This is a genomic window from uncultured Roseicyclus sp. (assembly GCF_937892565.1).
GTDB lineage: Bacteria > Pseudomonadota > Alphaproteobacteria > Rhodobacterales > Rhodobacteraceae > Roseicyclus.
The window spans coordinates 42,781-62,165 of sequence record NZ_CALAHQ010000034.1 but is presented as its reverse complement, the minus strand read 5'-3'; the positions used below and the strand labels follow the sequence as shown (position 1 = coordinate 62,165).

General features: G+C 63.0%; 19 protein-coding genes. 14 read left to right on the top strand and 5 right to left on the bottom strand.

All coding sequences use genetic code 11. The features are described 5' to 3' along the window. Position 1: 1 nt before the first annotated feature. Positions 2–610, top strand: coding sequence for a Smr/MutS family protein (locus tag Q0094_RS04895; protein ID WP_297615833.1), 609 nt, complete (start codon positions 2–4; stop codon positions 608–610). 6 nt (positions 611–616) lie between these two features. Here Q0094_RS04895 and hslU read toward each other — a convergent pair whose 3' ends face one another. The 5 genes from hslU to crtD all read right to left on the bottom strand — a co-directional run bounded on the left by hslU (position 617) and on the right by crtD (position 6,057). Further along, a complete protein-coding gene (gene hslU, locus Q0094_RS04890) occupies positions 617–1,924 on the bottom strand; it encodes an ATP-dependent protease ATPase subunit HslU (protein ID WP_297615831.1) in 1,308 nt (435 codons plus the stop codon). Beyond that, complete coding sequence (locus tag Q0094_RS04885; RefSeq protein WP_297615829.1) at positions 1,921–3,000, bottom strand: hypothetical protein; 1,080 nt, start codon at positions 2,998–3,000, stop codon at positions 1,921–1,923. The genes hslU and Q0094_RS04885 overlap by 4 nt, the downstream gene beginning before the upstream one ends. Next, positions 2,997–3,554: an ATP-dependent protease subunit HslV gene (gene hslV, locus Q0094_RS04880; RefSeq protein ID WP_297615827.1), complete on the bottom strand. Its 558-nt coding sequence runs from the start codon at positions 3,552–3,554 to the stop codon at positions 2,997–2,999. The genes Q0094_RS04885 and hslV overlap by 4 nt, the downstream gene beginning before the upstream one ends. Before the next feature lie 62 nt (positions 3,555–3,616). Beyond that, a complete protein-coding gene (gene crtC / locus Q0094_RS04875) occupies positions 3,617–4,489 on the bottom strand; it encodes a carotenoid 1,2-hydratase (RefSeq protein ID WP_297615880.1) in 873 nt (290 codons plus the stop codon). Beyond that, positions 4,444–6,057 (bottom strand): 1-hydroxycarotenoid 3,4-desaturase CrtD, encoded by a 1,614-nt coding sequence (gene crtD, locus Q0094_RS04870; protein WP_297615825.1) that lies wholly within the window; start codon positions 6,055–6,057, stop codon positions 4,444–4,446. Before crtD ends, crtC begins: the two co-directional genes overlap by 46 nt. Before the next feature lie 67 nt (positions 6,058–6,124). On the opposite strand from crtD, the gene Q0094_RS04865 reads away from it, so the two are divergent. From Q0094_RS04865 to dxs, 13 genes are all read left to right on the top strand, one after another. Further along, positions 6,125–6,994 (top strand): polyprenyl synthetase family protein, encoded by an 870-nt coding sequence (locus tag Q0094_RS04865; RefSeq protein ID WP_297615823.1) that lies wholly within the window; start codon positions 6,125–6,127, stop codon positions 6,992–6,994. 3 nt (positions 6,995–6,997) lie between these two features. Then, on the top strand, positions 6,998–8,137 hold the full coding sequence (locus tag Q0094_RS04860; RefSeq protein WP_366940218.1) for a methyltransferase: 1,140 nt from the start codon (positions 6,998–7,000) through the stop codon (positions 8,135–8,137). A gap of 123 nt (positions 8,138–8,260) precedes the next feature. Continuing rightward, the gene (gene bchC / locus Q0094_RS04855; protein ID WP_297615819.1) at positions 8,261–9,202 is read left to right on the top strand and encodes a chlorophyll synthesis pathway protein BchC; all 942 of its coding nucleotides are present in this window, start codon (positions 8,261–8,263) and stop codon (positions 9,200–9,202) included. After that, positions 9,199–10,200, top strand: coding sequence for a chlorophyllide a reductase iron protein subunit X (locus Q0094_RS04850; RefSeq protein ID WP_297615817.1), 1,002 nt, complete (start codon positions 9,199–9,201; stop codon positions 10,198–10,200). The genes bchC and Q0094_RS04850 overlap by 4 nt, the downstream gene beginning before the upstream one ends. Positions 10,201–10,204: 4 nt before the next feature. Next, entirely contained in the window at positions 10,205–11,791 is a 1,587-nt protein-coding gene (gene bchY, locus Q0094_RS04845) for a chlorophyllide a reductase subunit Y (RefSeq protein WP_297615815.1), read from the top strand. Positions 11,792–11,885: 94 nt separating this feature from the next. Further along, positions 11,886–13,364, top strand: coding sequence for a chlorophyllide a reductase subunit Z (gene bchZ, locus Q0094_RS04840; protein WP_297615813.1), 1,479 nt, complete (start codon positions 11,886–11,888; stop codon positions 13,362–13,364). Continuing rightward, complete coding sequence (pufQ, locus tag Q0094_RS04835; RefSeq protein WP_297615811.1) at positions 13,361–13,579, top strand: cytochrome PufQ; 219 nt, start codon at positions 13,361–13,363, stop codon at positions 13,577–13,579. The genes bchZ and pufQ overlap by 4 nt, the downstream gene beginning before the upstream one ends. A 214-nt stretch (positions 13,580–13,793) precedes the next feature. Further along, the gene (gene pufB, locus Q0094_RS04830) at positions 13,794–13,943 is read left to right on the top strand and encodes a light-harvesting antenna LH1, beta subunit (RefSeq protein ID WP_213684747.1); all 150 of its coding nucleotides are present in this window, start codon (positions 13,794–13,796) and stop codon (positions 13,941–13,943) included. A gap of 15 nt (positions 13,944–13,958) precedes the next feature. Beyond that, positions 13,959–14,123: a light-harvesting antenna LH1, alpha subunit gene (pufA, locus tag Q0094_RS04825; protein ID WP_109666569.1), complete on the top strand. Its 165-nt coding sequence runs from the start codon at positions 13,959–13,961 to the stop codon at positions 14,121–14,123. Between the two features lie 143 nt (positions 14,124–14,266). After that, complete coding sequence (gene pufL, locus Q0094_RS04820) at positions 14,267–15,169, top strand: photosynthetic reaction center subunit L (protein ID WP_297615805.1); 903 nt, start codon at positions 14,267–14,269, stop codon at positions 15,167–15,169. Further along, a complete protein-coding gene (gene pufM / locus Q0094_RS04815; RefSeq protein WP_297615803.1) occupies positions 15,169–16,176 on the top strand; it encodes a photosynthetic reaction center subunit M in 1,008 nt (335 codons plus the stop codon). The genes pufL and pufM overlap by 1 nt, the downstream gene beginning before the upstream one ends. A gap of 3 nt (positions 16,177–16,179) precedes the next feature. Beyond that, positions 16,180–17,277 (top strand): photosynthetic reaction center cytochrome PufC, encoded by a 1,098-nt coding sequence (gene pufC, locus Q0094_RS04810; RefSeq protein ID WP_297615801.1) that lies wholly within the window; start codon positions 16,180–16,182, stop codon positions 17,275–17,277. Between the two features lie 167 nt (positions 17,278–17,444). After that, positions 17,445–19,364 carry a 1-deoxy-D-xylulose-5-phosphate synthase gene (dxs, locus tag Q0094_RS04805; RefSeq protein WP_297615799.1) on the top strand — a complete coding sequence of 640 codons (1,920 nt, stop codon included), beginning with the start codon at positions 17,445–17,447 and terminating at the stop codon, positions 19,362–19,364. Positions 19,365–19,385 lie beyond the last annotated feature (21 nt).

Sequence of the window (19,385 nt, the reverse complement as noted above, 5' to 3'; positions counted from 1 at the left end):
GATGGCGCGCCGCGGCAAATCCGGGTTAAGCGCCGAAGATCGCGCGCTGTGGGACAAGGTCGCCCAAACCGTCAACCCGCTGGATCGCCCCATGCCGGGGCCGCGCCCGACACCGCCAGACCCGCCGCCCGCCGCCCTCCCACCGATCCAGACGGCCCCGCGCGATCGTTTGCCCGCATTTCGTCTGGGCGAAAAGGCCAGCCATAAACCTCATCCACCCCAGCCCGAGCGTGATCTTTCGGCACGTCTGGCCCATGCGCCGGTGCGGATGGATCATGGCGCCTATCGCAAGCTGTTGCGCGGCAAGCTGAAACCCGATGCCCGGATCGACCTGCACGGCATGACGGTGGCGCAAGCACATCCCGCCCTGATCCGCTTTGTCTTTTCTGCCCATGAAAACGGCCACCGGCTGATCCTTGTGATCACCGGCAAGGGCAAGGACCACGCCAGCGACGACCCCATCCCGATCCGGCGCGGCGTCTTGCGCCATCAGGTTCCCGGCTGGCTGCATGCCCCGCCGCTGGGTGCGCTGGTGCTTGATATCCGCGAGGCGCACCAGCGCCATGGCGGTGGCGGCGCCTACTATGTCTATCTCAAGCGGCCACGTTAGGGCCTGTCACAGCACATAGCGCGACAGGTCGGTGTTGCGGGTCAATTCGCCCAGATTGCTTTCGACAAAACCCGCATCAACGATCACCGCCTCGCCGCCGCGATCGGGGGCGGTAAAGCTCAACTCCTCGAACACCCGCTCCATCACGGTATAAAGCCGCCGTGCGCCGATGTTTTCGACGCTGTCATTCACCTCGGCGGCGATGCGCGCCAAAGCGGCGATGCCATCGGGCGTGAATGTCACCGTGACCGCCTCGGTCGCCATCAACGCCGTGTATTGCAGCGTCAGGGCATTGTCGGTTTCCGTCAGGATGCGGACGAAATCCTCCTCGGTCAACGGCCGCAGATTGACCCGGATCGGCAGACGCCCCTGCAATTCTGGCAAAAGATCCGAGGGTTTGGCGATGTGAAAGGCACCGCTGGCGATAAACAGGATGTGATCGGTTTTCACAGGCCCGAATTTGGTGGACACGGTCGTGCCCTCGATCAGCGGCAAGAGATCGCGCTGAACGCCCTCGCGGCTGACATCACCGCCGCGCACATCCTGGCGCGAAGCGACCTTGTCGATTTCGTCGATAAAGACGATGCCGTTCTGCTCTACCGCGCGCAGGGCTTCTTTTGTTACCATCTCGCTGTCCAAAAGCTTGTCGGCTTCTTCTTCGATCAAGGCGTCATAGCTGGCCGCCACCGTCATCTTGCGGCGCACCTTGCGGCCGCCAAAGGCTTTGCCGAACAGATCGCCAAGGTTCATCATCCCTCCGCCAAGCCCCGGCTGACCGGGGATGTCAAAGCCGCCCACCGGGTTCGATGTATCGGTCACCTCAAGCTCGATGATGGTGGTGTCCAATTCGCCGGCGCGCAGCTTGCGGCGGAACATCTCGCGCGTCTGGTCGCGGGCCGCATCACCGGCCAGCGCTTCGATCACGCGCTCTTCGGCCGCATCATGGGCCTTGGCGCGGACCTCGTCGCGCATGTGCTCGCGCACCATGATTTGCGCGGCATCCACCAGATCGCGGATGATCTGTTCCACATCGCGCCCGACGTAACCCACCTCGGTATATTTCGTGGCCTCGACCTTGATGAAGGGCGCACGCGCCAATTTCGCCAGGCGGCGGCTGATCTCGGTCTTGCCCACGCCGGTGGGCCCGATCATCAGGATGTTCTTTGGATACACCTCGTCGCGCAGATCATCGCCCAACTGCTTGCGACGCCAGCGGTTGCGCAGCGCCACGGCCACAGCGCGCTTGGCATCGCGCTGCCCGATGATGAAGCGGTCAAGCTCGGACACGATTTCGCGGGGGGTCAGGTCGGTCACAGCGGGGGCTCCCGTGTCATGAGGTCATAGGGCGGCAAGCGGTCCTTGCCGGGAAACCGGGGCAGGGCGCCCATCACGCGGCGGCGCAGCGCCTCCCATTGTGCGCCAAGCAGAACAATGCCCGCGCCCAGCATCAAGATGATGAAAGATGCCTGATCCTGGGCCATGGTGATGGCCAGCGCGACCACATAGCCGACACCAGCCACAAGGAACGACCGCCGGTCGATCACCAAGGCAAAAAGCGCCATCAGCGCCAGAAACCCGGCCAGCATCAACTGCGCGCCGATCCCTTCCGTATCAAGGAGCGTCAGCGCCACCGTGTTCACGATGGCGGGCGCGGCGATCACATGCAGCCAGAATCCCGAGGCGGAGCGCCGCGTCACCCGGTGCGGGTCCGACATGTCGAACCCCAGCGCGATGGCCAACCCGATCAGGCCCAGCGCGATGGTCAGCACCGCGAAAGGGCCATCCGCGCTGAGCAAGAAAATGTCGCGCGGGCTGTCGGGGAACGATCCGTCCAGCATGGCAAGGCCGAAACTTGTGGCAAAGACCGCCACCGCGATCAGCGCAACGCTAAAGGGCACCCGAAACCGAAGGTAGTAGCCCGACAGCAGCAGCGCCACGAGCGCCGAAGCCGTGGTCAGGGCACTGGGCGCGGTCATGTCCAGCATCGCAGCAAAGGCAAAACCGAACTGCCCCGCCAAAAGCCCGAACATCACCGACAGCGCTATGGACGGCGCAACCATGCGCCGGGTCAGGGTGAAATACCGGGCAAGCCCCATCACCGCCACCATGCCCACCACGGCATATACCATCCCCAGGATGTAGCCCTGCGTGGTGCCCAGAACCGTCATGCCCGTTACCCCGGCATAGCCGAAAAACAGGATCGAAAGACCCACCACAATGAAGATCTCGTTGAAACCCTTGAACAACTCGAACGGTTCATCCAACCCGTCGACATGTTTGCGCACGCCCGAACGCTGCTCCGACAAGACGATCAGCAAACCCGCCTGCGCCTCGGTCATCACCCCCGCGTTAACGGCAGCGCGGATATCGTCGCGGGTGATGCCGGTCATCCGCCGATCCGCTCCACCGTCAGATTGCCATTGGTGTAGACACAGATATCGGCGGCGATCGCCATGGCGCGGCGCGCGATGCTTTCGGCATCGGCATCGGTGTCGATCAGCGCGCGGGCAGCGGCAAGCGCATACATCCCCCCTGATCCGATGGCCGCGATCCCATGTTCGGGTTCCAGCACATCGCCCGCACCGGTGATGACGTAAAGCTCCCGCCCATCGGTGACGATCAGCATCGCCTCGAGTTTCTGAAGGTATTTGTCCGTGCGCCAATCCTTGGCCAACTCGACGCATGCGCGTTGCAATTGGCCCGGCGTAGCCTCAAGCTTTTTTTCCAGCCGCTCAAGAAGGCTGAACGCATCGGCCGTCGATCCGGCAAAGCCCGCCACCACATCGCGCCCGCCCGGCGACAGGCGGCGCACCTTGCGCGCGCTGCTCTTGATCACGGTCTGGCCAAGACTGACTTGGCCGTCGCCTGCGACAACCACCTGTCCGCCCTTGCGCACGCCGATGATCGTGGTGCCGTGCCAGCCGGGAAAATCGCTGTCTGCCATGGGGCCTCCGTGGGTTTGGGTCATATATGGCGGGTGGCGGGACGGGTCGCAACCTCGTGCGGCTAAAGCCAGCCGGGCCATTCGGCGCGGCGCGGCACGCGTACCGCCAGCATGGGCATCAGCCATGGCCCCCGGAACCGGTCGAGATCCAGCGCCTCGAACACGCCCACGGATTCTTCGCCGTTGATCTGGGTCCGCACGGCGGCCCGGTTGTAAAACGGCGCATCCAGCATCGCCTTGACCTGTCGCGGGCGATAGCCCGCATCAGCACGCGTTTCGCGGCGCACCATCCAGCCGGGGCGCGACAGTCTGGCCTTCGGTGGCATCGCGATGGCGCGCGGCGTGCCATCTTCGGCAAAGCCGATCGCGGCGGCCAGCTCGCTGCCATCGCGGCGCTGGGCGTCGTAGAAACAGGCGGCGCCATCGCGGAGCGGGAACCGCCCCCATGTCCAATAGCGGAAATCGGCCTCGAGCGCGCGGGTGCCGAAATTGGCATCGAAATAGCCATGCCCGGTCCAGGTCCAGCCGGGGCGGTTCAGCCGCACCTGGATGCGGGCCTTGGGCGCAAAAGGCCGCCAGATATGCGCGCCATCAGGCGTCAGCGCCATTTCCACCCCGGTCAGCGCGGCGGGGTGGATGATCACCTCGCCGGTGATGCGCTGGGCGTGGGGGGTGGACATCTCGTTGATCTCGATCCTGAGATGATCGTCCGCCCAGACCATGGCGGATGGTCCGATCTGTAGCCGGTCCCGCGACAGACCCAGTGCGCTTTGCCCGCGATCGGTCATCGTCCAGCGCCCGCCGCGCCCATAGGTCACAACGTTCAGACAACAGTGATTGGCGGGGTTCTTGCGCCCTGACCAGCGATACCAGGGTGAGAAAACCGACCCTATGAAACCGATGATGGAGATCGCACGCGCCCCGTCATCGCTGATCCCGTCGACATACCACCATGCGTAGCCGTCGGACGGGACATCGAGATCAAAGCAAGGTCGCTCAAGATCGCCGCGGCCGCGTGCCGCCCTGAGAGGCAGGCCATCGGAATTCCCGCCCCCGGATGCGCCCCGCCCCCCGCCAGATACAGCCCCCTGATCGCTGTGCGCGCCGTGGGGCGCTGAAAGCTGGCCATCATCCCATGTGGGCTCAGCCCGTAGAGCGAACCGTCCGACGCGGGAAAGGCCCTGTTGAAATCCGCCGGCATGGTCAGCGCGCTGATATCCGGGGTGGGTGAAAAGCGCAGACCCATGCTGGCCAATGTTTCGAATGTGCGTGTCTTGCATGTATATGCATCCTCCGGGGTCGAGGGGTGCCCGGGCGGGCCGTTCAGAATGATCTCGAAGCGCTCGGGGCCGATGGGTGCATCCCCCCCTCGGTCCTGTGCGCAAACATAAAGCGTGCCGTCGGTTGGCATGCGCCCGGCGGCCAGATCGGCAAATTCGCGTTTCGGGTCGGCACAGAAAAACACATTGTGGTGCGCCAGATCGACCCCCACGGGTTCTGCGGCAAAGCCCCAGACAAAGGCTGACAGGCTGCGTGCTGCAACGCCTGCGACCGGCACGGCCTTGCGCGGACCGTTTCCCAGATGCCCCTCGACCAGCGCCTTGGGATCGCCGTTGAACACCACCAGATCGGTGGCAAGGCGGCTGCCATCCTCAAGGTGCACGGCGGTCACATGGCCGTCTTGTTGTTCGATGCGCACAGCGCGCGTGCCGAAGCGAAACTGCGCGCCCTTGTCTTGGGCCAGCTTTTGCATGGCGGTTGCCAGCTTGTGCATACCGCCCGCCACACGCCAGACGCCGCTGGCCTCGGAATGCCAGATCAGGCCCAACACCGCAGGGCTTTTGTAGGGTGAGCCGCCGACATAGGTGGCGTAGCGGCCGAACAACTGCCGCAACCGTGGATCGCTGAATTGGCTGGCCAAGCTGGATGCCAGGCTTCGACCGGGCGCCATGGCGGGGATAAGGTCGGGGTTTTTCAGGACATGCGCGGTCAGCCCGGTCAGGCGCGGCTCCGGCGCATGCAGCATTGGCCCCTCAAAAGCCGCATAAAGCCGTGCGGCGCGGGCGCAAAAGCGGCGAAATTGCCGTTCGGCCGCGTCACCGCCAAAGGCACGGATCGCGGCGGCGTTCCGATCGGCATCATTGCCCAGATCGAGCGTTGCGCCATCGCGCCAGAAATGGCGCGCCAGAACCGTCTCGGGGATCAGCGCGACATGGTCGGACAGTCGCGCGCCGACATCGGCAAACAGCGCTTCGAACACAGGCTTTAGCGTCATCACGGTCGGCCCGATATCCACCGGCCCCGCAACCGACGCCCGGGTGCGCATCTTGCCGCCCGGGGTGGGTGCCATGTCGATGACGGTTACGGCCAACCCCGCATGGGCCAGCCTGAGTGTCGCCGAAAGGCCGCCGATCCCGGCCCCGATCACGACCGCGCGGAGCGGCGCTTGTGTCACCTTCGTCTCCTGGTTGAGTGTCAATTCATGTTGACAGTTTGCGGGCATTTGTCCACCCTGATTTACATAGGAGCTGTCACTCTGCACAGATTCCCAAAGATGGGAGAGACCGCGCATGTCACTTAAGCCTCGGATCGAAGCGGCGATTGCCGGCGCCATCCGGCAGGGTCAGGCGGGCTTTCCGCCGCCGAAACTTGCCTCGGCGCTGGATTATGCGGTCAACCCGGGCGGCGCGCGCATCCGGCCAACGATCTGCCTGTCGGTGGCGATGGCCTGTGGCGACAGGCAACCGGCGATGGCCGATGCCGCCGCCAGCGCCATCGAATTGATCCATTGCGCCAGCCTTGTGCATGATGACATGCCCTGTTTCGACAATGCCGATACGCGGCGCGGCAAGCCGTCTGTGCATCGCGCCTATGGGGAGCCTCTGGCGCTTTTGGCTGGCGATTCGCTTATCATCATGGCGTTCGAGGTTTTGGCCCGCGCGGCCGAGGCCGATCCGCGTCGCGGTCTGCAATTGATGCGCATCCTCGGTGAAACCAGCGGCATGCCCGGCGGCATCTGCGCCGGTCAGGGCTGGGAAAGCGAGACCGAGATCAATCTGTCCGCCTACCACCGCGCCAAGACGGGCGCGCTGTTTGTCGCGGCGACCCGGATGGGCGCGGCCGCCGCCGGTCAGGATCCCGAAGCCTGGACCGAATTGGGCGCACGCATCGGCGAGGCGTTTCAGGTGGCCGATGATCTGCGCGATGCGCTCTATGACGAGGTGACCTTGGGCAAGCCTGCCCATCAGGATGAAATCCATGGTCGTCCCAACGCGGTGTCCGAACTGGGCGTGCGCGGCGCGATCCGGCGGCTCGAAGATATCTTGTCGGGCGCCATCGCGTCGATCCCGTCTTGCCCCGGTGAGGCAGGACTGGCCGCGCTGGTGCGCAAGACCGCCGAACGGCTGACCCCGGTTCTGCCCGCCAATCAGATGGTATGATCCGTGGCCTTGGCCGATCCCACCCATGATGACCGGCCCCGCCTGCGCGACAGGATCTATGCGTGGCGCACCGGCTTGCTGCGGTCGACGCGGTTTCAAAACTGGGCCGCGCGCACGCCGGTTGCCGCCCGCATCGCGCGCAAGGATGGCGAGGCGTTGTTCGATCTGGTCGCGGGATTCCTGCACAGTCAGGTTTTGATGGCCTTTGTCGCGCTGGACCTGGCCGATCACTTGTCGGCCCAACCCCGAAGCGTCGACAGTCTGGCGCTGCGGACGGGCGTTGCGCCGGATCGCATGCGCGTCTTGTGTCAGGCCGCGACGGCGCTGGGTCTGATGCAGCGCAAGGCCGATGGCCGCTATGCGCTGGGTCGGTTGGGTGCAGCGCTTCCCGGTATTCCGGGTCTGGCGCAGATGATCCGCCACCATGATGTGCTTTATCGTGACATGGGCGACCCGGTGGCGTTTTTCCGCGATGCACCTGCCACTGAATTGGCGGCGTTCTGGCCCTATGTTTTTGGCGCGGGCGGCACCATCGACCCCGAAACGGCCGCTGTCTATTCGCAATTGATGGCCGATAGCCAGACGCTTGTCGCGGCTGAGGCGCTGAGCGTCCTCGATCTCAGGGGCATATCGCGGCTGTTGGATGTCGGTGGTGGCACAGGCGCATTCCTTACGGCTGTGGGCCAAGCCTACGCGGATCTGGCGCTGCATCTGTTCGACCTGCCGCCCGTGATTGCGCCTGCAAACCGGCGTTTTGCCGAGGCGGGGCTTGATGGGCGCACGACTGTCACTGGCGGCAGCTTTCGCACCGACGCGCTTCCCATGGGGGCTGATGCAATCAGCCTGATCCGGGTGCTCTACGATCATTCCGATGACACGGTGCGCATGCTTCTGGCCAAGTCGCACGCAGCGCTTTGCAATGGTGGGCGCATTATCATCAGCGAACCCATGTCTGGCGGCGAGCGCCCCAATCGGGCAGGTGACGCCTATTTCGGCCTGTATTGTCTGGCCATGGGAACGGGCCGCGCGCGCAGCGCCGCCGAAATTGCCGCGCATCTGGACGCGGCAGGATTTACGCAAATCGCGCATCGCAAGACCGCGCGCCCCTTCATCACTTCGGTGGTTGAAGCCCGCAAGGCGTAAATAAAACCTGACACTTATGTCTATTTGGATTGACATAAAAAAGTGTCAGGATAAACTGACAGTCGAGTTGCGGTGGGTGTCAGATTCCCTGACCTGCCTGCAAAAAGATCGGAAAAGACCCTCGTGAGAACGACCGCCGTCATACTGCAAGGCCCCAAGGCCCTCGGACTGGGCGAAGTCGCCTTGACCGATCCGGCTCTGGGCGAGCTTGTGGTTGATGTGCGCCACTCGGGCATTTCCACCGGCACCGAGAAACTGTTCTGGTCGGGCCAGATGCCACCGTTTCCCGGTATGGGTTATCCGCTGGTGCCCGGCTACGAGGCCGCAGGCGAGGTGGTCGAGGCCGCCCCCGGCACGGGCTTCAAGCCCGGCGATAGGGTCTTTGTGCCCGGCGCCAATTGCTTTGGCGATGTTCGGGGCCTGTTTGGTGGTGCCGCGGGCCGTCTGGTGACCAGCGCCGATCGCGTGGTGCGGATCGACCCCGCCCTGGGGGCCGAAGGCGCGCTTTTGGCTTTGGCGGCAACCGCACGTCACGCGCTTGCGGGCATGAACACACAGCTTCCCGAATTGATCATCGGGCATGGCGTCTTTGGCCGCTTGTTGGCGCGCTTGACGATCGCAGCAGGCGGCGCGGCCCCCACCGTTTGGGAAATCAACCAGGACCGCCAATCGGGTGCCACCGGCTATAGCGTGATCCACCCTGATGCCGACCCGCGGCGTGATTATCGCTGCATCTACGACGCATCGGGCGTGTCGTCGCTCTTGGATACGATGGTTGGCCGTCTGGCCAAGGGTGGCGAAATCGTTCTGGCCGGGTTTTATCCCGAGCCGCTTCAGTTTTCCTTTCCGCCGGCATTTCTGCGCGAAGCCCGCTTCCGCATCGCGGCGGAATGGACGCGTCAAGATCTGGTCGCGACCCGCGACCTGATCGACCACGGTGCGCTCAGCCTGTCGGGGCTGATCACACACACCGCAACAGCAGATCAGGCCAAGGGTGCGTATCAGACCGCGTTCGAAGATCCGGCTTGTCTGAAAATGATCCTGAACTGGGAGAACGCCGCATGAGCCTCGATGTTCCGAACCTGCGCGATTACGACGCCAAATTGCGCGAAGAAGCCGCCGAGCCCACGCTGGAGGTGCCGCAGGGCGAGCCGACCAAGAAAACCCAGATCATTGCCATCTATGGCAAGGGCGGCATCGGCAAATCCTTTACGCTGGCCAACCTCAGCCACATGATGGCTGAACAGGGCAAGCGTGTGCTGCTGATCGGCTGCGACCCGAAATCCGATACCACCAGCCTTTTGTTCGGCGGCAAGGCCTGCCCCACGATCATCGAAACCTCGACCCAGAAGAAACTGGCAGGCGAGGAAGTGAAGATCGGCGATGTCTGCTTCAAGCGCGGCGGTGTTTTCGCGATGGAACTGGGCGGGCCCGAGGTCGGCCGCGGCTGTGGCGGTCGCGGGATCATCCATGGCTTCGAGCTGCTCGAAAAGCTGGGCTTCCATGACTGGGATTTCGACTATGTCTTGCTCGACTTTCTGGGCGACGTGGTGTGCGGCGGCTTTGGATTGCCCATCGCGCGCGACATGGCGCAAAAGGTGATCCTGGTCGCATCCAACGACCTGCAATCCCTTTATGTGGCCAACAACGTCTGCTCGGCGGTCGAATATTTCCGCAAGCTTGGCGGCAATGTCGGTGTGGCCGGTCTGGTCATCAACAAGGATGACGGCTCGGGCGAGGCGCAGGCCTTTGCGCAGGCTGTTGGCATCCCGATCCTGGCCGCAATCCCGCAAAATGACGACCTGCGCAAGAAGTCGGCGAATTATCAGATCGTCGGCACCGCTGAAAGCGAATGGGGCAGCCTGTTTGCCATGTTGGGCGACAATGTGGCGGTGGCCCCGCCGATGAAGCCCGTGGCGCTGTCGCAAGATCAGCTGTTGCAGCTGTTCGATGGATCGGAAACCGGCGCTGGCATCACGCTGGAGCCCGCAAGCGACATCGACATGCGCGGCAAGAATGCCGTGGCCAAGCCATCCCTCGAAGTCATCTACGACGAGGCGTGAACCGATGGCCGATGATCTCAGAGAAGTGCGCTACGACGACACGGCCGAGGCCCCGGTGATCCGGGGCGAGGCCGTCGTTGACGCCATCCCGACGGGATCCGCACCGCAGGGCGGGGATGGCATGGGATGCCATGCCGGGGCCGGGGAAATGGAAAAGGCCGCCCGGATGGCGGGCAAATCCGAGATCCTTGACCAATACGCCAAGGATTATCCCCAAGGTCCCCATGACAAGCCGCAATCCATGTGCCCGGCGTTCGGCAGCCTGCGGGTGGGTCTGCGGATGCGCCGCACCGCCACCGTGCTGAGCGGTTCGGCCTGTTGCGTCTATGGGCTGACCTTTGTGTCGCATTTCTACGGCGCGCGCCGGTCGGTCGGTTATGTGCCGTTCAATTCGGAGACGCTGGTCACCGGCAAGCTGTTCGAGGATATCCGCGAAGCGGTCCACGACATGGCCGATCCGGAACGCTATGACGCCATCGTGGTGACGAACCTGTGCGTTCCCACAGCATCGGGCGTGCCGCTTCGGTTGCTTCCAAATGAGATCAACGGGGTCCGGATCGTGGGCATCGATGTGCCCGGTTTCGGCATCCCCACCCATGCCGAAGCCAAGGATGTCTTGGCAGGTGCCATGCTCAATTATGCCCGCAAGGAAGTGGAGGCTGGCCCCGTGCAAGCCCCCGTCTCGGGCAAATCCGATCGTCCGACAGTGACATTGTTGGGCGAAATGTTCCCTGCAGACCCATTGGGTATTGGAGGGATGCTCGCGCCACTCGGTCTGGCGGCAGGTCCGGTCGTTCCCTGCCGAGAGTGGCGCGAGCTCTATTCTGCTTTGGATAGCCAGGTTGTTGCGGCGATCCACCCGTTCTACACCGCCGCCATCCGCGAGTTCGAGGCGGCAGGCCGCACCATCGTGGGTTCGGCCCCGGTGGGCCATGATGGCACCGCCGCCTGGCTGGCTGCGATCGGGGCGGCCTATGGCGTTGATCGTGCAAAAATTGCCGCCGCTCAGAACGCGTTCTTGCCTGCGATCAAGGCCGGGCTGGAGGCAAATCCGATCAAGGGCACGATCACCCTGTCGGGCTATGAAGGATCCGAATTGCTGGTTGCGCGGCTCTTGATCGAAAGCGGCGCCGATGTGCCCTATGTCGGCAGCGCCTGCCCCCGGACGAAATGGTCCGCCCCTGATATCGACTGGCTCGAGGCGCGCGGCGTCAAGATCAAGTTCCGCGCCAGCCTTGAGGATGATTGCGCCGCGATGGAGGCCATCAAGCCTGACCTCGCTATCGGTACCACCCCTGTGGTGCAAAAGGGCAAGGAAATGGGCATCCCGTCGCTCTATTTCACCAACCTGATTTCGGCCCGCCCGCTGATGGGCCCGGCCGGTGCCGGATCGCTTGGCCAGGTTGTCAACGCCGCCATGGCCAACAAGGGCCGCATGGATCATATGCGCGACTTTTTCGAAGGCGTGGGCGAAGGCGATACCGCCGGCATCTGGGAAGGCGCGCCGAATCTTCGGCCCGATTTCCGCGCCGCGTATCAGAAAAAGCTCGACAAGGCCGCGCGTGCGGCCGCCGCGGAGCAGATGATATGAGCGCAGTTTTTCATAGGGTTTCGGCCCTGCGGGCCGACCCAGCCGGGGGGCCAGCCCCCCGGAGTATTTGCAAAGCAAAGACGGGGGCGCCGTCATGCTGATCCAGGATCACGATCGCGCCGGAGGCTACTGGGGGGCAGTTTATGCCTTTACCGCCGTCAAGGGGCTTCAGGTTGTCATCGATGGCCCGGTGGGGTGTGAAAACCTGCCCGTGACATCGGTGCTGCATTACACCGACGGATTGCCGCCGCATGAATTGCCCATCGTGACCACGGGTCTGGGCGAAGAAGAACTGGGCCGCGACGGCACCGAGGGCGCGATGAAGCGCGCCTGGGGTGTGCTGGACCCGGCTTTGCCTTCGGTCGTTGTCACCGGCTCCATCGCCGAGATGATCGGCGGCGGCGTGACGCCGATGGGCACCAACATCCAGCGGTTCTTGCCGCGCACCATCGACGAGGATCAGTGGCAGACCGCTGACCGCGCGATGACGTGGATCTTTACCGAATTCGGCATGACCAAGGGGCGCATGCCGCCCGAAAAGCCGCGTGATCCGGGTGCCGCGCCGCGCGTCAACATCCTTGGGCCGATGTATGGCACGTTCAACATGCCCTCCGATCTGCACGAGATCCGGCGTCTGGTTGAAGGCATCGGGGCCGAGGTCAACATGGTCATGCCCCTGGGCAGCCATCTGGCCGAGATGCGCAACCTTGTGAATGCGGATGTGAATATCTGCATGTACCGCGAATTTGGCCGGGGCCTGTGCGAAGTTCTGGGCAAGCCCTATCTGCAAGCGCCCATCGGGGTGGAAAGCACCACCAAATTCCTGCGCAAGCTGGGTGAATTGCTGGCGCTTGATCCTGAGCCTTTCATCGCGCGTGAGAAGCATTCCACAATCAAGCCGGTCTGGGATCTGTGGCGGTCGGTCACGCAGGATTTCTTTGCCACCGCCAGCTTTGGCATCGTGGCCAATGAAACCTATGCCCGTGGCGTGCGGCAGTTTCTGGAAACCGATCTGGGCCTGCCCTGCGCCTTTGCGGTGGCGCGGGTGGCGGGGCGCAAGACCGACAATGATCAGGTGCGCGCGCTGGTGACCCAGAAGCGGCCGCTGATCTTGATGGGGTCAATCAACGAAAAGATGTATCTGGCCGAGATGGCGGCGGGGCATGGGCCCAAGCCGGCCTTTATTCCCGCGAGCTTTCCGGGTGCCGCGATCCGGCGCGCGACCGGCACGCCCTTCATGGGCTATGCGGGCGCGACCTACATGTTGCAAGAGGTCTGCAACGGCCTGTTCGATGCGCTGTTCCACATCCTGCCCTTGGGCAGCCAGATGGACAGCCTTGAGGCCACACCCACCACGCTGCGCCGGGATTTCCCGTGGGATGCCGACGCGCAGGCGCTATTGGATCGCATCGTGGCCGAGCATCCGATTTTGACCCGTATTTCCGCCGCCAAGACGCTGAGGGATGCCGCCGAAAAGACGGCGCTCGCCAGCGGGGCAGAGCGGGTGATGAAGCATACCGTCCGTGCCTTGGCGCCGGCCGGGTTCGAGTTCAACGAGGGAGAGGAAAGATGACGGACTTCACCTCCGACCATCCGGTCGCGCGGCACAAGACGCCCAAGGCCGAATTCATGGTCTATTTCGCAATCATCTTCCTGGCGACATTGCCGCTGGCGACCCTGACATGGGCGTTGGCTGCGATTCGCACGGGAAGTCTGACGGATAAGGGCCCGGTCAAACGGGCCTGGAGCCAGGCCCGGATCATCACACCGATGATCTTTTCCGCCTGATCCGGCTTGAACCCGCCCAACACAGCCTGTCGTCAGACCACAGGCGGGCGGGGGGAGCCACCACAGAACACTCGGCGTGACGACCGGAGCCGATAGAGAATTTACCGCATTTCGAGCGATCGGGATGGGGTGAATGGCCGACAGGGCAATGAGGCCTTGTCGGGGCCCGGCCGCGGGGTTCGCGGCATCGGTCTAACGTTCCGGAGGAAAGTTAATGGCTGATAATTCCGACCTGTCCTTCACGGGTCTTACCGACGAGCAGGCGCAAGAGCTGCACGCGGTGTACATGAGCGGGCTCTGGCTGTTTGCGGCCGTCGCCCTGGTAGCTCATCTCGCCACGTACATCTGGGCGCCCTGGTTCTGAGGAAGGAGCAACATCATGGCTAAGTTCTACAAGATCTGGCTCATTTTCGACCCCCGCCGCGTGTTCGTGGCACAGGGTGTCTTTCTGTTCCTTCTCGCGGCGATGATCCACCTCGTGGTTTTGTCGTCCGGTCTGAACTGGTTCGAATCCGCTGCTGCAACCGCAGGGTTTGGCGGCTGATCCGAAGCCCCGCGCCAGATGCTGGCGCGGCGACCTTTGCTGCGGGCGGTGCATGAGCGTGTCTCGCCCGCAGCGATCCGACCGAATTCATTGACGGCTGACCGGCACTGCCCGTTGACGCCGCCGAACGCGGAGACAGACGCATGGCTTTGCTTAGCTTCGAAAAAAAGTATCGCGTCCGCGGAGGGACGCTGATTGGCGGCGATCTGTTCGACTTCTGGGTTGGCCCGTTTTACGTGGGCTTTTTCGGGGTCACGACAGCCTTTTTCGCCTTGTTGGGGACGATCCTGATTTTCTGGGGCGCTGCCATGGATGGCAACTTCAACCCCTGGACCATCAACATCGCGCCCCCTGACCTGAGCTATGGGCTTGGGTTCGCACCGCTCATGGAGGGCGGTCTTTGGCAGATCATCACCTTCTGCGCGATCGGGGCCTTTGTGTCCTGGGCGCTGCGCGAGGTCGAGATCAGCCGCAAGCTGGGCATGGGGTACCACGTTCCCTTTGCCTTTGGCTTTGCGATTTTTGCCTATGTGACACTGGTCGTATTCCGCCCGCTCTTGATGGGGGCCTGGGGGCACGCGTTCCCCTATGGCATCTTCAGCCACCTCGATTGGGTGTCGAATGTGGGCTACTCCTATCTGCACTTCCACTACAATCCGGCGCATATGATCGCGGTCTCGTTCTTCTTTGCGACGACCTTTGCGCTGGCGCTGCATGGGGGCCTGATCTTGTCGGCGGCCAACCCTGAAAAGGGCGAGGAAGCCAAGACGCCGGATCACGAAGACACCTTTTTCCGGGACTTCATCGGCTATTCCATCGGCACCTTGGGGATCCATCGTGTGGGCTTGCTCCTTGCGCTGAATGCCGGGTTCTGGAGTGCGGTTTGCATCATCATCTCTGGCCCGGTCTGGACCTCTGGCTGGCCCGAGTGGTGGAACTGGTGGCTCACCCTTCCGATCTGGCCCGATGCGGGCCCGGTGCACACGTCCACTTTCCTTGAGACCTACGGGACCAACGCCCCCGTCGTCGCCGGAGGGACCAACTGATGGCCTACTTCGAATATCAAAACATCTTCACTCAGGTGCAGGTGCAGGGCGAACCCGAAATGGGCATGGCCCAGACCGGCGAGAATATCCTCGGCGGCGAGCGGACCAGAAAGGCGACGTTTTCGACGCTGATCGGTTGGCTCGGCAATGCGCAGATCGGCCCGATCTATCTGGGGTGGGCGGGTCTGATCAGCTTGGCCACCGGCACCTTGTGGTTCAACATCGTTGGCTTGAACATGCTGAGCCAGGTGGATTGGTCGCTGACCCAATTCGTCCGTCAGCTGTTCTGGCTGGCGCTGGAACCTCCGGGGCCAGAGCATGGGCTATCGATGCCGCCGCTCAATGATGGTGGCTGGTACATCATCTCGAGCTTCTTTCTGTTGATCTCGGTGATGGCATGGTGGCTGCGGACCTATCTGTTGGCTGCGCAGCACAAGATGGGCAAGCATATCGCCTGGGCTTTTCTTGCGGCGATCTGGCTGTTCCTTGTGCTGGGTCTGTTCCGCCCCATCCTGATGGGATCGTGGAGCGAGGCGGTGCCCTACGGCATCTTCCCGCACCTTGATTGGACCACGGCCTTTTCGATCCGCTACGGGAACCTCTATTACAACCCGTTCCACGCGCTTTCGATCGTGTTCCTGTATGGCTCTGTCCTGCTCTTTGCGATGCATGGCGCGACCATTCTGGCCGTGTCGCGCTATGGCGGTGATCGGGAACTGGAACAGATCTATGACCGCGGTACGGCATCCGAACGTGCTGGCCTGTTCTGGCGCTGGACCATGGGCTTCAACGCCACGATGGAAGGTATCCATCGCTGGGCGTGGTGGTTCGCGGTTCTGACGCCCATCACCGGCGGCATCGGTATCCTGTTGACCGGCACTGTCGTGGACAACTGGTTCATCTGGGCCATCGAACACAACTTCGCACCCGAATATCTGGGCGCCTATGGCTACGAGGCTTACGGCACCTATCAGGATTTCGGCGGCGTCCCGGCGGGAGGTAACTGAGCCATGTTTCCCAAGTGGTTTGACAACTGGAACAAGGACAACCCGACCAATATCTTCGGCCCCGCCATTGCGGTGGGTGTCGCGGGATCGGCGGTGTTCGTGGCGGCCATGATCGTGGCCTTCGGCCAGCCCTTCAAAACCGAAAGCCAACAGACCGGCCCGCGCGGCACCGGCATGCATGTGCAGGAGTTCGTGAGCGATCTGGCGGTTTATCCCGATGTGGCGGGTTTCTACACCTCTGAGCCGATCGTTCCGGCCCAAGGTGCGGCGGTCATGGGCGATGCAGCGGGGGTTCCCCCCTCGCTGGCCAACCTGACGCCGGAAAACTACGATCGTCTGGTCACCGCCATGCGTGAGTGGACGGGCATTCCTGATCTGCTTGCGCCCGGTAACGACAGCTATCAGACGCAAGTCGCCTATTCGATGATCGAGATGACCCAGAACATCAACCAGAACTGGATCGGCCATGTTCAGGCCAATGCCGAGGTGGGGGTGACTTGCTACACCTGTCACCGCGGTCAGGCCGTGCCGAACAATGTCTGGTTCAAGGTCAGCCCGGTCAATTCCAACGTGGCGGGCTGGTCGGCCAACCAGAACCGGGTGACGATGGTGTCGAATTTCACCTCGCTGCCCTCGGATTATCTGGAGACCTATCTGCTGGCGGACGAAGCCGGCAACTACGCCAATATCGGCGTGCATGACCTTGAAAGCCGCGTTCAGCAACAACCGGGCGATCCGCTGATCCAGCAGGCCGAACGCACCTATGGCTTCATGAATTACATCGCGAATTCATTGGGCGTGAACTGCGTCTTCTGCCACAACAGTCGCGCCTTCTATGATCCGGGCCAAGTGACCCCGCAATGGGCCACAGCCAGCCTTGGCATCGTCATGGTTCAAGAAACATTGGCCCAGTACATCTTGCCGCTTCAGGATGTGTTGCCAGCCGAGCGGCTTGGCCCTGTCTATGCCGATGTGCCCAAGCTGGCTTGCCGGACCTGCCATCAGGGCGAGCAGCAGCCGCTCAATGGCTTGAACGTGATCCGCAACTGGCCCGAGCTTGCCGTTCTTGACGGTGCGCCGGACTACTCGGCCTTCGAGTAGGCCATGCGGGCCGCGGCCCATAATCCATGTGACCGGGGGCGGGCGGCCCCGCCCCCGGTTTATCCCGACCCTTACGTCCCTTCGTGAGGTGACTCAAACGGCGGGCGGGTCAGACCCTGCCTGCGGTTTTTTCGTCCTTGACCCGCCGGTTCGGGAGGACCAGCAAAATGACCGACAGACCCCACACCCCCGTTCTTGACCGCGTGACCTGGCCCGCCGACCTGCGTCGCCTGACCGATGCACAGCTCAAGCAATGTGCCGATGAGCTTCGCGCCGAAACGATTTCGGCGGTGTCCGAAACGGGCGGTCATCTGGGTTCATCGCTTGGCGTGGTGGAGCTGACCGTTGCCATTCATGCGGTGTTCAACACGCCCTATGACAAGCTGGTCTGGGATGTGGGCCATCAATGCTACCCCCACAAGATCGTCACCGGCAGGCGCGACCGCATCCGCACGCTGCGCCAGAAGGATGGTCTGTCGGGGTTCACCAAACGCTCGGAAAGCGATTACGATCCTTTTGGCGCGGCCCATTCTTCTACAAGTATTTCCGCAGCGCTGGGATTTGCCATGGCGCGCGAGATGGGGCAAGCCACGGGTGATGCCATCGCGGTCATCGGCGATGGGTCAATCAGCGCGGGCATGGCCTATGAGGCGCTGAACAATGCCGGCCATATCGGGCGGCGTCTGTTCGTCATCCTCAATGACAACGACATGTCGATCGCGCCGCCGACGGGTGCGATGTCAAGCTATCTGGCCGGGCTTGCCAAGAATTCGCCGCTTGCCGCGCTGAGGGATATTGCCGATGGCATGGCCCAGCATTTGCCCGAACCGTTGCGTCAAGGGGCCGAGCGGGCGCGCGAACTGGTCACGGGCCAGCAGAAATCCGCCACGCTGTTCGAGCATCTGGGCTTTACCTACATTGGCCCTGTCGATGGTCATGATATGGGTCAGTTGTTGAATGTTTTGCGGTCGGCCAAGGCGCGGGCGACCGGGCCGGTTCTGATCCATGCGGTGACCGTCAAGGGCAAGGGCTATGCGCCCGCCGAACGATCAGCCGATTGTTATCACGGTGTAAACAAGTTCGATGTGGCGACCGGGGTGCAAAAGAAAACCACTCCCAACGCGCCTGCCTATACGAATGTGTTTGGGGAATGCCTGACACGCCACGCGCAATCCGATGGCGCCATCGTCGGGATCACCGCCGCCATGCCCGGCGGCACGGGGCTCAACATCTTGCAAAAGGCGATGCCGGGGCGTGTCTTTGACGTGGGTATTGCCGAACAGCACGCCGTGACCTTTGCCGCCGGGATGGCAGCAGGCGGGATGAAGCCGTTTTGCGCGATCTATTCCAGCTTTCTGCAGCGCGGCTATGATCAGATCGTTCATGATGTGGCGCTGCAAAATCTGCCCGTGCGATTCATGATTGACCGGGCCGGACTGGTTGGCGCCGACGGGCCGACCCACGCGGGCGCGTTCGACATCGGTTTTCTGGCGGCCCTTCCAAACATGACGGTCATGGCCTGTGCCGATGAGGCAGAGATGGTGCATATGATGGCCACGGCCGCCGCACATGACAGCGGCCCGATCGCGCTTCGTTATCCGCGCGGCGAAGGCACGGGCGTGCCGATGCCCGAACGGGGCGAGGTGCTGGAGATCGGCAAGGGGCGTGTGATCCAACAAGGTCGCGATATCGCGATCCTGAGTTTCGGCGCCCATCTGGCCGAGGCGACAGATGCCGCCCGCGCGCTTGAGGCACGGGGTCTGAGCGTAACCATTGCCGATGCGCGTTTTGCCAAGCCGCTTGATTGTGCGTTGATAGATCGCCTGGTGGCGCAGCATTCGGCCCTGATCACTGTGGAACAGGGCGCGATGCTGGGCTTTGGTGCCATCGTGCTGCACCATCTGGCGGCCACGGGCCAGCTGGACCGCGGTGTGGCGATCCGTACACTATGCCTGCCGGATCGGTTCATCGACCAAGCCAGCCCGGCGGATATGTATGCCGACGCCGGCCTGACCGCGACCGATATCGCGAACGCGGCGCTTGATGCGATCGGTGTGGCAAGCTTGCATGGAAAAGCCCGCGCCTGAGGGTGCGGGCAACAGATTTTT

What these genes read in the sequence shown, in the direction of transcription:
- pufM (WP_297615803.1), top strand. Translation starts at nt 15,169, where the DNA reads ATGGCCTACTTCGAATATCAAAACATCTTCACTCAGGTGCAGGTGCAG.
- dxs (WP_297615799.1), top strand. Translation starts at nt 17,445, where the DNA reads ATGACCGACAGACCCCACACCCCCGTTCTTGACCGCGTGACCTGGCCC.
- pufQ (WP_297615811.1), top strand. Translation starts at nt 13,361, where the DNA reads ATGACGGACTTCACCTCCGACCATCCGGTCGCGCGGCACAAGACGCCC.
- Q0094_RS04885 (WP_297615829.1), bottom strand. Translation starts at nt 3,000, where the DNA reads ATGACCGGCATCACCCGCGACGATATCCGCGCTGCCGTTAACGCGGGG.
- crtD (WP_297615825.1), bottom strand. Translation starts at nt 6,057, where the DNA reads ATGCCCGCAAACTGTCAACATGAATTGACACTCAACCAGGAGACGAAG.
- pufL (WP_297615805.1), top strand. Translation starts at nt 14,267, where the DNA reads ATGGCTTTGCTTAGCTTCGAAAAAAAGTATCGCGTCCGCGGAGGGACG.
- pufA (WP_109666569.1), top strand. Translation starts at nt 13,959, where the DNA reads ATGGCTAAGTTCTACAAGATCTGGCTCATTTTCGACCCCCGCCGCGTG.
- pufC (WP_297615801.1), top strand. Translation starts at nt 16,180, where the DNA reads ATGTTTCCCAAGTGGTTTGACAACTGGAACAAGGACAACCCGACCAAT.
- bchY (WP_297615815.1), top strand. Translation starts at nt 10,205, where the DNA reads ATGGCCGATGATCTCAGAGAAGTGCGCTACGACGACACGGCCGAGGCC.
- hslV (WP_297615827.1), bottom strand. Translation starts at nt 3,554, where the DNA reads ATGGCAGACAGCGATTTTCCCGGCTGGCACGGCACCACGATCATCGGC.
- bchZ (WP_297615813.1), top strand. Translation starts at nt 11,886, where the DNA reads ATGCTGATCCAGGATCACGATCGCGCCGGAGGCTACTGGGGGGCAGTT.
- Q0094_RS04895 (WP_297615833.1), top strand. Translation starts at nt 2, where the DNA reads ATGGCGCGCCGCGGCAAATCCGGGTTAAGCGCCGAAGATCGCGCGCTG.
- pufB (WP_213684747.1), top strand. Translation starts at nt 13,794, where the DNA reads ATGGCTGATAATTCCGACCTGTCCTTCACGGGTCTTACCGACGAGCAG.
- Q0094_RS04850 (WP_297615817.1), top strand. Translation starts at nt 9,199, where the DNA reads ATGAGCCTCGATGTTCCGAACCTGCGCGATTACGACGCCAAATTGCGC.
- Q0094_RS04865 (WP_297615823.1), top strand. Translation starts at nt 6,125, where the DNA reads ATGTCACTTAAGCCTCGGATCGAAGCGGCGATTGCCGGCGCCATCCGG.